Here is a 12,839-nt window from a genome sequence, read left to right on the forward strand (position 1 = left end):
TGAAGCACCGCCCGAGGGCTTTACTTCCTGAATTGTTGGCTCCCCGAGCAGGGCTCGAACCTGCGACCTGCGGATTAACAGTCCGTCGCTCTACCGACTGAGCTATCAGGGAACATACTGCGTGAAGCACCGCCCGAGGGCTTTACTTCCTGAATTGTTGGCTCCCCGAGCAGGGCTCGAACCTGCGACCTGCGGATTAACAGTCCGTCGCTCTACCGACTGAGCTATCAGGGAACATACTGCGTGAAGCACCGCCCGAAGGCTTTACTTCCTAAATTGTTGGCTCCCCGAGCAGGGCTCGAACCTGCGACCTGCGGATTAACAGTCCGTCGCTCTACCGACTGAGCTATCAGGGAATTGCCTTGAGAGGTGCGCATTGTAGGCAGCGCTTTTCCTTTCGTCAAGCCCGAATCGATAAACTTTTCAGGCCTGACGAAGGATCAAGGACTTAGCTGTCCTGGCGCTGGGTTTGCACCTGCACCAACGCTACCGGGGCCTCTTCCGCCACCTCGCGCACCACTTCACGACGGCGCTTGCCTTTCGGTGCTTCCGGCGCTTCCACCACCGGCGGCAGTTCGGTTGCCGGACGGGTCGTCACCAACACCAGGCCACCCAGATCCGGCGCAGCCTGTGCCACTTCCGGCACAGCCGCTGCCGCTACCGGCTCGGCCACCACCTCAACCGCTGCCACCTCGGCAGGCACGGCGTCGGCAACCACCTCAGCTACCGCTGCAACCACCTCAGCAACCGGCTCAGCCACCACTTCCGGCTCGGCTACCGGCGCTTCCACAACCGCCGCTACCGGCTCGGCCACTACCGCCGGCTCGGCCGCAGTCACGGCTTCAGCCACCACGACTACCGGCTCGGCGATAGCCTCGACGACAGCCACCGCTTCCGGCTCGGCAACCGGCTCTGCAACGGGTGCCGGCTCTGCGGCAACATCCGCCACCGCCGCCACCTCAGCCACTTGCTCGGTCACGGCAGCAACCACTGCCGGCGCTTCGACTACCTCGGCAACCACCTGCGGCGCTGCGTCGGCTACTGCCGCCTCAGACACCACGTCTGCCTGCTCTGTAGCCTGCTCGGCGACCTGCTCGCTTGCCGGCAGTTCGTCACGACGCTCACGACGGGAACGACGGCGACGACGCTCACGCTGCTCGCCCTGCGCGGCAGCTGCTTCCGCAGACTGCTCGCTGGCCACCACGTTGGCGTCTGCCACGGCGTCCACCACCTCGTCCAGCGCTTGCGGCACCACTGCAGCCTCCGGCGCTACCGACGCTTGCAGTTGCTCGCGTGCTTCGCGCTGCTCACGGCTCTCACGCGGCTGACGCTCACGACGGCGCTCGTTGCGCGGCTGCTGATCACGCTCCTTGGCGCCTTCTACTGCCTCGGCACGCGGTGCGTTGTCACGCGGCTCGCGCGCTTCACGCGGTTCGCGCTCACGGCGCGGAGCACGTTCCTGACGCTCCTGGCGCGGCGCCTGTTCGCTACGCTCTTCACGCAGCACTTGCGGCTGCGCATCGGCGGCCGGCTGCGCGCGGCGGCGCTGGTCGTCCTGCTGCTGACGCGGCTGGCGCTCTTCACGCTGCTCGCGGTTGCCACGCTGCTCGTCACGACCATTGCGGCCATCTTCACGGTCACGACGGCCGTTCGGACGACGCTCGTTACGCTGGCGCGGGTTACGCGCTTCGCGTTGCGGTTTTTTGGCTTCCGCCACCGGGGCCGGCGCCGGCGCTGCCGGCTCTTCACCCAGCAGGCCCTTGAACCAGCCGACGATCTTGGCGATCAGACCCGGCTCTTCGCGCACAGCAGCTACTGGAGCAGGCGCTACCGGAGCAGCGGCCGGCACCGGGTCGGCCGCCATCGGGGCCGGCTGGGCCGGGGTAATGCCTTTAACGGCTGCTTCCAGACGCTCCGGCTTGGCCTTTTCCTGGCCAAACGGCAGCACAGCGTCTTCTTCCGGCACTTCGACACGGCGGTAGCTCGGCGACTCGCTGACTTCAGCCAGGTCGTCGTGGCGTACGCGTACGATCTTGTAGTGCGGGGTTTCCAGATGCAGATTGGGGATCAGCACCACGGCCACGTCGAGACGGGCTTCGATGGCGTAAATCTCGGCGCGTTTTTCGTTCAGCAGGAAGGTGGCGACATCCACCGGCACCTGGGCGTGAACGGCACCGGTATTTTCCTTCATCGCCTCTTCCTGGATGATACGCAGGATGTGCAGGGCGGAAGATTCGATACCACGGATGAAGCCGATACCGTGGCAACGCGGGCACGGTACGTGGCTGGTCTCGCCCAGGCTAGGCTGCAGGCGCTGACGCGACAGTTCCAGCAGGCCAAAACGCGACAGCTTGCCCATTTGCACGCGGGCACGGTCGTGCTTCAGCACCTCGCGCAGACGGTTTTCCACGTCGCGCTGGTTCTTCTGGCTTTCCATGTCGATGAAGTCGATCACGATCAGGCCGCCCAGGTCGCGCAGACGCAGCTGGCGGGCGATCTCTTCGGCGGCTTCCAGGTTGGTACGGAACGCGGTGTCCTCGATGTCGGCACCCTTGGTGGCGCGCGCCGAGTTCACGTCTACCGACACCAGCGCTTCGGTGTGGTCGATCACGATGGCGCCGCCGGACGGCAGGGTTACCGCACGCGAGAACGCAGTTTCGATCTGGTGTTCGATCTGGAAGCGGGAGAACAGCGGCACCGGGTCTTTGTACAGCTTCACGCGGCCAACGTTGTTGGGCATCACGTGGCTCATGAACTGGCGGGCCTGCTCGTAGATTTCTTCGGTATCGATGAGGATCTCACCGATGTCCGGCTGGTAGTAGTCGCGGATGGCGCGAATGACCAGGCTGCCTTCCTGCAGAATCAGGAACGGTGCGGCCTGGGCACCGGCGGCACCGTCTACGGCGCGCCACAGTTGCAGCAGGTAGTTCAAGTCCCACTGCAGCTCTTCCAGGCTGCGGCCGATACCGGCGGTGCGCGCGATCAAGCTCATGCCGTTCGGCACTTCCAGCTGCGACAGCAGGTCTTTCAGCTCCTGACGCTCTTCACCCTCGATGCGGCGCGACACGCCACCGCCACGCGGGTTGTTCGGCATCAGTACCACGTAACGGCCAGCCAGGCTGATGTAGGTGGTCAGCGCCGCGCCCTTGTTGCCGCGCTCGTCTTTTTCCACCTGCACCACCACTTCCATGCCTTCGCGCAATACGTCCTGGATGCGCGGGCGACCACCGTCGTAGTTCTGGAAATAGCTGCGGGAGACTTCCTTGAAGGGCAGGAAACCGTGGCGTTCGGTGCCGTAATCGACAAAACAAGCTTCCAGGGACGGCTCGATGCGGGTGATCGTGCCTTTGTAGATGTTCCCTTTACGTTGTTCTTTGCCGACGGTTTCGATGTCGAGGTCGATGAGCTTTTGCCCGTCGACAATGGCAACGCGCAGTTCTTCTGCCTGCGTTGCATTGAAAAGCATGCGTTTCATGTAAAAACAATCCCTACGCGTGCACTCACGGAAGGGGTACAGCAAGTATTTGACGGCCCAGTGATTGAGATGGGCGCATACCGAAAGAAGTGTTCAGTAAAGAGCGAAATTACAGCGAGCGTTAAGCCGACTTCCTGTTGCTAATCACGTGGCCTGCGGCAGTGCAGACAGCACACTGTTGGGGTTTCCGTCCGCTGTGCGGCCGGAAAAAATGGGCGTATGGCCACGCCGGGTCAAATTTTGCTGCGAATCCCGGAACGGGCTTGGGCGTTCCGGAATGGAAACTGGCGTGAGTGCGTCATGCATGTAAATGCATTAACATCGCTACTTTTGGGTGAGCGAGATAACCTTGGCTGCGACCGGGAAACCGGCATCAGGTCAGGCGCTTAGCCTGCCGGCCGGTTGATGTTGCGCAGCAGCGCCGCAATCGATAACTCTGCGACCCTAAACCGGTGTGCTTTCTGCCGCTGCAATTTCTGCGCGACAAAGCCCACGAAGTATAAGCAATATGACTGATATTCGCAAAGATTCCGTGACACTTCACAAGGTAGACGAAAACGGCGCCGACCAGCGCCTGGACAACTACCTGGTGCGCCTGCTGAAGGGCGTGCCCAAAAGCCATATTTACCGCATCATCCGCTCCGGTGAAGTGCGGGTGAACAAGGGCCGCGTGGACGCCCAGCACCGCCTGCAGCAAGGCGACGAGCTGCGCATCCCGCCGATCCGCATTGCCGACAAACCGGCCAGCGCCGACAGCCACATCCCGCAGCACGAGTTCCCCATCGTCTACGAAGACGACGCGCTACTGGTGATCAACAAGCCGGCCGGCGTGGCCGTGCACGGCGGCAGCGGCGTGTCGTTCGGCGTGATCGAACAACTGCGCCGCGCCCGGCCGCAGGCGCGCTACCTGGAGCTGGTACACCGCCTGGACCGCGAAACCTCCGGCCTGCTGATGATCGCCAAGAAGCGTTCGGCGCTGGTAAAGCTGCACGAAATGATCCGTAACGACGTGCCGCAAAAACGCTACTTCGCGCTGGGCCTGGGCCAATGGCCGGCCAATGTGCGTCACGTCAAACTGCCGCTGCACCGCTTCCACACCCCCAACGGCGAACGCATGGTGCGGGTGGACGAAGACCAGGGCATTTACGCGCACACCATCTTTACCGTGCAGCAGCGCTACGCCGACGTCACCCTGGTAGAAGCCCTGCTGCGTACCGGCCGCACCCACCAGATCCGCGTCCACATGCAAGCCAGCGGCTGCCCGATTGCCGGCGATGAAAAATACGGCGACTTCGCCGCCAACCGCGAGCTGCAACGCCGCGGCCTGAAGCGCATGTTCCTGCATGCGGCCAACCTCAGCCTGCCGCACCCGCTTACCGGCGAACCGCTGGCCCTGCACGCGCCGCTGCCGAAAGAACTCACCCGATTCCTGGACACCCTGGAGCAAGCCTGAGCACCATGCGACACGCCTACGACCTGATCGTCTTTGACTGGGACGGCACCCTGATGGACTCCACCGCCCATATCGTGCGCAGCATCCAGCGTGCCTGCGCCCAGCTGGACCTGCCCGTACCCAGCCGCGAGGCCGCCAGCCACGTCATCGGCCTGGGGCTGATCGACGCCATGCGCCACATTCACCCGCAGCTGCCGGCCAGCACCCACCAGGCGATGGCCGACGCCTACCGCCATCAATACGTGCACCAGGAAGAAACCGTCGAGCTGTTCGACGGCGTGCTGGCAGGGTTGGCCGCACTGGAAGACGCCGGCTACCTGCTGGCGGTGGCCACCGGCAAGAGCCGCAGCGGCCTCAACCATGCGCTGGCCAGCACCGGCCTGCAAACGCGCTTCGTCACCACCCGCACCGTGGACGAATGCCACAGCAAGCCGCACCCGGACATGCTGCTGCAAATTTGCGAACAGACCGGCATGCAGCCCGCCCGCACGCTGATGGTGGGCGATACCAGCCACGACCTGCTGATGGCGCGCCACGCCGGCACCCACAGCGCCGGTGTCAGCTACGGCGCCCACCCGCTGGACGTACTGCAGGATTGCGGCCCGCAGGCCATCTTCCACAGCTACCCCGAGTTGCAACAATGGCTGATGCACGGCAACTGATCGCCCGCAGCGACGAACTGGCCGACGGCGGCAAGGGTGTGCGCTTTACCGTGCACTGGCAGGGCGAACAGGCCGCCGCCTTTGCCGTACGCCACCAGGGCGTGGTGCACGCCTACCTGAACCGCTGCCGCCACGTCCCCACCGAGCTGGACTGGCAGGACGGCCGCTTTTTCGATAGCAGCGGCCTGTACCTGATCTGCAGCCTGCACGGCGCGCTGTACCGCCCCGACAGCGGCCTGTGCATTGCCGGCCCGTGCAGCGGACGCAGCTTGCAGTCGCTAGCGGTCGAAGAATGCGACGGGCATGTATACTATCTGCCCGACCCCACCATACAAGCGTAAGCGAGGACATCGCGTGGAACACGAGCACAACTGGGAACGCAAACTGATTGAAAAGCTGGCCAGTGCCAGCCTGAACGAACAACGCAGCGCCCGCCGCTGGAAGATCTTCTTCCGCCTGGCCTGGCTGGGTGCTTTCGTGGCCTTTGTCGGCCTGATGTTTGCCGACTTCGAAAGCCGCAGCAACGCAGCTGCCGTGGGGCAACCGCACACTGCCGTGGTATCGCTGGACGGCGTGATCGACAGCGAAAGCAATGCCACCGGCAAAATGCTGGATGGCCTGCAGGCAGCGTTTGAAGACAGCAATACCCGCGGCATCGTCATCCGTGCCAACAGCCCCGGTGGCAGCCCGGTGTTGTCTGGCATGGCCAATGATGAAATCCTCCGCCTGAAAAAACTGTACCCCAAGGTACCGGTATATATGGTGGTGGAAGAAGTCTGCGCTTCCGGCTGCTACTACGTTGCTGCCGCCGCCGACCGCATCTATGTTGATAAGGCCAGCATCGTCGGCTCCATCGGCGTGGTATCCGACGGCTTCGGCTTTGACAAGGCAATGGAAAAGCTCGGCATTGAGCGCCGTCTGGCCACTGCCGGCAGCAACAAGGGCATGGGCGACCCGTTCTCGCCGAAAAACCCGCAGCAGGAAGCCATCCGCCAAGGGCTGCTGGACGAAATCCACGCCCAGTTCATTGCCGTGGTGAAGCAAGGCCGCGGCAAACGGCTGGCCGACGACCCGGACCTGTTCAGCGGCCGCGTGTGGCTGGGCAGCAGCAGCATCAAGCTGGGCCTGGCCGATGGCATGGGTTCGGTGGGCTCGGTAGCGCGTGACGTCATCAAGGCCGAAAACGTAGTGGACTTCACACCTGATGACGACCTGGCCAGCCGCGTAGCACGCCGCATCGGCGTATCGTTCAGCGGCGGTGTACGCGCCATGCTGGGCGACACTCGCTGGCACTGACTTTAATCTTGAGGGTTGGCCGCGTGCGGCCAACCTTGCGCTATCTGCAGGAACAGGCACCATGGCACGACGCCGCAAAGAAGAAGAGGAACACGAAAACCACGAACGTTGGCTGGTTTCCTACGCCGACTTCATCACCCTGCTGTTCGCCTTCTTCGTGGTGATGTACGCCATCTCGCAGGTCAATGAAGGCAAGTATCGCGTGCTGTCCAGTGCCATGACCGACGCCTTCCGTAGCGGCAACCTGGCCATCCAGGTCACGCCCCCCAGCGGTGGCGCCAACACCATGATCGAGATTCCCGACACCAAGCCAATCGCCACTGCCATCAAGGGCGAGGCACGCATGAAAGAGCGCCGCAAGCTGGAAACGCTGTCCAGCGGCCTGGCCAAGAGCCTGGCGCCGCTGATTCAGGGCGGCCAACTGTCGATGCGCCAGGACGATGAAGGGGTGCATATCGAGATCAAGGACACCGCACTGTTCCCAGCCGGCCAGGCCGCCCCCAACGGCACCTCACCGGCCCTGCTGGCCGAAGTGGCCCGCCAGCTCGCTACGGTGGATAACCAGGTGCGGGTGGAAGGCTTTACCGACAACACGCCCATCCGCAATGCGTTCTTCCCGTCCAACTGGGAGCTGTCTGCCGCGCGTGCCGGCAGCATCGTGCGCCTGTTCATGGAAAACGGCATTGCCCCCGACCGCCTGGTAGCGGTGGGGCGCGGCGAAACCAAACCCACCGCCGACAACGACACCCCGGAAGGCCGCGCCAAGAACCGCCGCGTCGCCATCACCATCATTTCCAATACCGCCAACGGCCAGGACGCCGCGCCGGCCGGCATTGCGGTGAAGATTCCGCAGTAAGCATCCCGCCATAGCCAAAGCAAAGAGGAGCACACCATGTCAACGCACATCAGCCAACCAGCCCTGGAACAACTGTTCATCAACGCCCGTACCCACAACGCCTGGCAAAAGCGCGAGGTCAGCGACAGCACGCTGCGCGAACTGTACGACCTGATGAAGATGGCTCCCACTAGCGCCAACTGCAGCCCGGCGCGTCTGGTGTTCGTACGCTCGGACGAGGCCAAGGCCAAGCTCAAGCCCTGCCTGATGGAAGGCAATGTGGAAAAAACCATGAGTGCGCCGGTGTGCGTGATCGTGGGCATGGACATGCAGTTCTACGACCAGCTGCCCAAGCTGTTCCCACACGCCGACGCCCGCAGCTGGTTTGCCGGCAACGACGCCGCCATCCACGCCACCGCGTTCCGCAACAGCAGCCTGCAAGGCGCCTACCTGATCATGGCCGCGCGCGCACTGGGGCTGGACTGTGGCCCGATGTCCGGCTTTGACGCTGCCGCCGTGGAAGCCGCGTTCTTCCCGGAAGGCAATGTGAAAGCCAATTTCCTGATCAACCTGGGCTACGGCGACGCCACCAAGGTTTACCCGCGCTCGCCGCGCCTGGCGTTTGACGAAGCCTGCCGCATCGCCTGATGCCGGCCTTGGGGCGTGGCCACATGCCCGCCCCCTAAACCCGCGCTGCCCGGTTATAATGCCGGGCATTTTGTCGCCCACGGAGACCGTATGCTTTACCCCCTGCTACGCCCCTTGCTGTTCCGCACCGATGCCGAGTCTGCACACGAAACCACGCTGAAAATGCTGGATACCGCCCACCAGCTGCAGCTGACCGGCCTCATTGCCCGCAAGGTTGGCCGCAATCCGGTTAAAGCCATGGGCCTGACCTTCCCCAACCCGATCGGCCTGGCCGCCGGCCTGGACAAAAACGGCGACCATATCGATGCACTGGCGGCGCTGGGCTTCGGTTTCATCGAAATCGGCACCATCACCCCGCGCCCGCAAGACGGCAACCCCAAGCCGCGCCTGTTCCGCGTGCCCGAGCACCAGGGCATCATCAACCGCATGGGCTTCAACAACAAAGGCGTGGACGTGCTGCTGCAGAACGTGCGCCAGAGCCGCTTCAAGGGCATTCTGGGCATCAACATCGGCAAAAACGCCGCCACCCCGATCGAAAACGCCAAAGACGACTACCTCACCTGCCTGGACCGCGTGTATGAGTGCGCCAGCTACGTGACGGTGAACATTTCGTCGCCCAACACCAAGAACCTGCGCCAGCTGCAGCAGGCGGATGAACTGTCCGAGCTGCTGGGCGCGCTGAAAAACCGCCAGTCGCGCCTGGCCGACCAGTACGGCCGCTACGTGCCGCTGGCGGTGAAGATCGCCCCCGACCTGGACACCGAACAAACCGACGACATCGCCCGCCTGCTGACTCAGCACCGTCTGGACGCGGTGATCGCCACCAACACCACGCTGTCGCGCAGCGAAATCGCCGGCCACGCGCTGGCCGGCGAAGCGGGCGGCCTGTCCGGCGCGCCGGTGCGCGAACGCTCCACCGCGCTGATCCGCAACCTGGCGCGCGCGCTGGACGGCGCCCTGCCCATCATCGGCGTGGGCGGCATCCTGTGCGGCGACGACGCCCGCGAGAAGATCGACGCCGGCGCCACGCTGGTGCAGCTGTACTCCGGCCTGATCTACCGCGGCCCGGGCCTGATCAGCGAGTGCGCCGACGCGCTGCAGCGCAAGTAAGCAGCACCGTCAGACAGTACAAGGCCCGGCAATGCCGGGCCTTGTTGTTACTGCGGCCAACCCTGCCAAGCGTCAGGGCGTCACATCGTCGCTAAACGGCACCCAGCGGCCGTTATCCAGCATCTGCAACGGGCGGTAGTGCTGTTTGTACACCATCTTGGGCGAGGCCTTGATCCAGTAGCCCAGGTACACATGCGGCAACGCCAGCTGCTGCGCCAGTGCCACCTGCCACAGCACGTTGTACACGCCGTACGAGGCGCCGGGCACCTCGGGGTCGAAAAAGGTGTACACCGCCGACAGGCCGTCATCCAGCCGGTCGATCAGGCTGACCATGCGCAGCACGCCCTGCTCGCGAAACTCCACCAGAAAGCTGTCCACCCGGCTTTTCAGGATGAACTCGGCGTATTGCACCGGGTCGTCGTCCGACATGCCGCCCCCATCATGGCGCGCACGCTGGTAGCGATAGTACAGCTCGTAGTGCTCCTGCACGAAAGCCAGCGGCAGCATGCGAACCTCCAGCCCGTCATGCTGGCGCTGGGCGCGGCGCTGGCTGCGGTTGGGCCGGAACTGCGCCACCGGAATGCGCACCGGGATGCAGGCACGACAGTCATCGCAGTACGGCCGGTAGGTAAAGTGGCCGCTACGCCGGAAACCCAAGCCCACCAGGCGCGAGTACACGCTGCCGTCGATGGCGTCGGCAGGAATGGCTACCTGCGAGCGCGCCTGATGGCCGTCGAGGTAACTGCAGGGGTAAGGTGCCGTAGCGTAGAAATGGATTACGGCGATAGCGTCATCGCGATGGCTCATTGCGGAAGCTTTCCTGCCACATGCCGGCGGGCTGTGGCTGACCGAGGGACGTTTCCAGTCTAGCAATAAATTCGTCGCGTGAAATCAGCTGTGCACCCAGGCTTTCCAGGTGCGGGGTGAACATCTGGCAATCCACCATGCCGAAACCGTGACGCTGCAGGTGCTGCGCCATGTTGACAAAGGTGATCTTGGACGCGTCGGTCGCGCGGTGGAACATCGACTCGCCGTAAAACATGCGGCCAACGGCTACGCCGTACAGGCCGCCGGCCAGGCGGCCGTCCTGCCAGAATTCATAAGAATGGGCGTGCCCCAGCCGGTGCAGCTCGGCGTAGGCGGCCACCATCTCGTCGGTAATCCAGGTGCCGTTCTGGCCGTCACGCGGCGCTGCGCAGGCACGCATTACCTGCTCGAATGCGGTATCGATGGTAATGCGGTAACGGCGATTGCGCATGGCCTTGGCCAAGGAGCGGGTGACCCGCACCTGCGATGGCTGCAGCACCATGCGCTGCGAAGGCGACCACCACAAAATGGGGTCGCCCGGGGAAAACCAGGGAAACACCGCGCTGCGGTAAGCCGCCAGCAAACGGCCGGGGGACAGGTCGCCGCCGGCCGCCAGCAAACCATCCGGCTCGCGCAGGGCCTGCGTTACCGGCGGGAAGGCATGGGCAGCGCCCAGGACAGCGATCATCGCTTGAAGGTTTTGGGCTCGCAGTTCACGCAGTCGCTACATTCGCCGTACAGGTACAGCGAGTGATCCTTGATGCGGAAGCCGTGCTGTTCGGCAATACGGTCTTGCAGGGCTTCGATTTCCGGGTCGTAAAACTCGGTCACCTTGCCGCAGCGGTAGCACACCATGTGGTCGTGGTGGCCGCCCTGGTTCAGCTCGTATACCGCTTTACCCGATTCGAAATGGTGACGGATCAGGATGCCGGCCTGCTCGAACTGGGTCAGCACGCGGTAAATGGTGGCCAGGCCGATATCGGCATCTTCGGCGATCAGCTTCTTGTAAACGTCTTCCGCCGACATATGGCGTTCTTCGCTGGTCTCGAACAGGTCGAGAATGCGCAGGCGGGGACCGGTGGCTTTGAGGCCGATGCCCTTCAGGTGGCTGGCTTTGTTCATGTGGGGTTCTTATATCGTGGTTGGCGGTCTTCCAGTATGATAAAACCTTTTCACCGATTCCCCAACTGTGACCCTGGCACCCATGGCTAAGATGCTCAAGTCCCTCCCCCTTCTCGCTGTGCTGTTCCTTACCGCCTGCAGCTCGTTCAACCCCACCACGTGGCTGACAGCGCACCGCATGGACATCCAGCAGGGCAACTACGTGACCGAGGACGCGGTAGCCCGCGTCAAGCCTGGCATGACCCGCCCACAGGTAAAATTCCTGCTGGGCACTCCGCTGCTGGCCGATATCTTCCACGGTGACCGCTGGGATTACACCTACCGCATCGAAAAGCCGGGCAAACCGACAGAAGAAAAGCAGTTGACCGTCTACTTCAGCAAGGACGTGGTGACCCGTGTCGAGGGGCAGGCCTTCCCTGCCCTGCGCCCCACCCTGGATAATACCAACCCCAATGCCGGACAAAGATAAAGCATGAGCACCCAGAATATCGTCATCGTTGGCGCTGCTGGCCGCATGGGCCGCACGCTGATCGAATCCGTTCTTGCCACCCCGGGCGCGCGCCTGCACGCCGCCATCGACCGCGCCGAATCGCCGTTCATCGGCCAGGACGCCGGCCTGTTCATGGGCCGTGACACCGGTGTGAAGATCAGCAGCGACTTCACCGCCGCGCTGGACGGCGCCCACGTGGTGATCGACTTCACCCGCCCGGAAGCCACCCTGCAATACCTGGCCGCCTGCGTGCAGCACAAAGTGCAGATGATCATCGGCACCACCGGCTTCGACGACGCCGGCAAAGCCGCCATCCAAGCCGCCGGCGAGCACATCGGCATCGTATTTGCGGCCAACTTCAGCGTGGGCGTGAACCTCACCTTCAAGCTGCTGGACATGGCTGCCCGCGTGCTGAACGAAGGCTACGACATCGAAATCACCGAAGCGCACCACCGCTTCAAGGTGGACGCCCCGTCCGGCACCGCGCTGCGCATGGGCGAAGTGGTAGCCAACGCGCTGGGCCGCGATCTGAAAGACTGCGCCGTATACGGCCGTGAAGGCGTCACCGGCGAACGCGGCCCTGGCACCATCGGCTTCGCCACCGTGCGCGCCGGCGACGTAGTGGGCGACCACACCGTGCTGTTTGCCGCCCTGGGCGAACGCGTGGAAATCACGCACAAAGCCAGCAGCCGCGCCACCTTCGCCAACGGCGCCGTGCGCGCCGCCGGCTGGCTGGCAGCCAAGCCGCACGGCCTGTTCGACATGCAAGACGTGCTGGGCCTGCGCTAAGCTACCCTGCACCACGCAAAAGCCAGCCCGAGGGCTAATGCCAGTCAGTTAAGACTTGCGACTGCAAATCCAGTAAAAGGGAACATGTTCATCATGTTCCCTTTTTTGCTGTATGAGCCTGCTACAACACGCATTAAATGACACGCTGCCAC

General features: G+C 63.6%; 13 protein-coding genes and 3 tRNA genes. 9 read left to right on the plus strand and 7 right to left on the minus strand.

The features are described from left to right. Window positions 1–36: 36 nt before the first annotated feature. From ACK4FZ_RS14905 to rne, 4 genes are all read right to left on the minus strand, one after another. Window positions 37–112: transfer RNA gene (locus ACK4FZ_RS14905), tRNA-Asn, on the minus strand. A gap of 46 nt (window positions 113–158) precedes the next feature. Next, window positions 159–234, minus strand: a tRNA-Asn gene (locus tag ACK4FZ_RS14910). Window positions 235–280: 46 nt separating this feature from the next. Then, a tRNA-Asn gene (locus tag ACK4FZ_RS14915) sits at window positions 281–356 on the minus strand. A 92-nt stretch (window positions 357–448) separates the two neighbouring features. Next, on the minus strand, window positions 449–3,475 hold the full coding sequence (gene rne, locus ACK4FZ_RS14920) for a ribonuclease E (protein WP_409822159.1): 3,027 nt from the start codon (window positions 3,473–3,475) through the stop codon (window positions 449–451). A gap of 508 nt (window positions 3,476–3,983) precedes the next feature. Between rne and ACK4FZ_RS14925 the strand changes: the two genes are divergently transcribed. From ACK4FZ_RS14925 to ACK4FZ_RS14955, 7 genes are all read left to right on the plus strand, one after another. Then, window positions 3,984–4,928 carry an RluA family pseudouridine synthase gene (locus tag ACK4FZ_RS14925; protein ID WP_409822161.1) on the plus strand — a complete coding sequence of 315 codons (945 nt, stop codon included), beginning with the start codon at window positions 3,984–3,986 and terminating at the stop codon, window positions 4,926–4,928. Window positions 4,929–4,933: 5 nt separating this feature from the next. Next, window positions 4,934–5,590: an HAD-IIIA family hydrolase gene (locus ACK4FZ_RS14930; protein WP_409822163.1), complete on the plus strand. Its 657-nt coding sequence runs from the start codon at window positions 4,934–4,936 to the stop codon at window positions 5,588–5,590. Then, entirely contained in the window at window positions 5,569–5,931 is a 363-nt protein-coding gene (locus ACK4FZ_RS14935; RefSeq protein ID WP_409822165.1) for a Rieske (2Fe-2S) protein, read from the plus strand. The genes ACK4FZ_RS14930 and ACK4FZ_RS14935 overlap by 22 nt, the downstream gene beginning before the upstream one ends. A 13-nt stretch (window positions 5,932–5,944) precedes the next feature. Then, the gene (locus tag ACK4FZ_RS14940; protein ID WP_409822167.1) at window positions 5,945–6,886 is read left to right on the plus strand and encodes a S49 family peptidase; all 942 of its coding nucleotides are present in this window, start codon (window positions 5,945–5,947) and stop codon (window positions 6,884–6,886) included. A 61-nt stretch (window positions 6,887–6,947) separates the two neighbouring features. Next, window positions 6,948–7,742: a flagellar motor protein MotD gene (gene motD / locus ACK4FZ_RS14945; protein ID WP_409822169.1), complete on the plus strand. Its 795-nt coding sequence runs from the start codon at window positions 6,948–6,950 to the stop codon at window positions 7,740–7,742. Between the two features lie 36 nt (window positions 7,743–7,778). Next, window positions 7,779–8,369: a malonic semialdehyde reductase gene (locus tag ACK4FZ_RS14950; protein WP_409822171.1), complete on the plus strand. Its 591-nt coding sequence runs from the start codon at window positions 7,779–7,781 to the stop codon at window positions 8,367–8,369. 90 nt (window positions 8,370–8,459) lie between these two features. Next, window positions 8,460–9,479, plus strand: a complete 1,020-nt coding sequence (locus tag ACK4FZ_RS14955; RefSeq protein ID WP_409822172.1) for a quinone-dependent dihydroorotate dehydrogenase — start codon at window positions 8,460–8,462, stop codon at window positions 9,477–9,479. 72 nt (window positions 9,480–9,551) lie between these two features. On the opposite strand, the gene ACK4FZ_RS14960 is transcribed toward ACK4FZ_RS14955, so the two are convergent. The 3 genes from ACK4FZ_RS14960 to fur are packed head-to-tail and all read right to left on the minus strand — an operon-like array spanning window position 9,552 to window position 11,408. Then, the gene (locus ACK4FZ_RS14960) at window positions 9,552–10,286 is read right to left on the minus strand and encodes an arginyltransferase (protein ID WP_409822174.1); all 735 of its coding nucleotides are present in this window, start codon (window positions 10,284–10,286) and stop codon (window positions 9,552–9,554) included. Beyond that, entirely contained in the window at window positions 10,270–10,974 is a 705-nt protein-coding gene (gene aat, locus ACK4FZ_RS14965; protein ID WP_409822176.1) for a leucyl/phenylalanyl-tRNA--protein transferase, read from the minus strand. Before aat ends, ACK4FZ_RS14960 begins: the two co-directional genes overlap by 17 nt. Beyond that, complete coding sequence (gene fur, locus ACK4FZ_RS14970; protein ID WP_144371997.1) at window positions 10,971–11,408, minus strand: ferric iron uptake transcriptional regulator; 438 nt, start codon at window positions 11,406–11,408, stop codon at window positions 10,971–10,973. Before fur ends, aat begins: the two co-directional genes overlap by 4 nt. A gap of 91 nt (window positions 11,409–11,499) precedes the next feature. Between fur and ACK4FZ_RS14975 the strand changes: the two genes are divergently transcribed. Further along, a complete protein-coding gene (locus ACK4FZ_RS14975) occupies window positions 11,500–11,877 on the plus strand; it encodes an outer membrane protein assembly factor BamE (RefSeq protein WP_144371998.1) in 378 nt (125 codons plus the stop codon). Window positions 11,878–11,880: 3 nt separating this feature from the next. After that, window positions 11,881–12,687 carry a 4-hydroxy-tetrahydrodipicolinate reductase gene (gene dapB, locus ACK4FZ_RS14980; RefSeq protein WP_409822178.1) on the plus strand — a complete coding sequence of 269 codons (807 nt, stop codon included), beginning with the start codon at window positions 11,881–11,883 and terminating at the stop codon, window positions 12,685–12,687. Window positions 12,688–12,839: the final 152 nt, after the last annotated feature.

This window comes from Vogesella sp. (assembly GCF_046297735.1).
Lineage (GTDB): Bacteria > Pseudomonadota > Gammaproteobacteria > Burkholderiales > Chromobacteriaceae > Vogesella > Vogesella urethralis.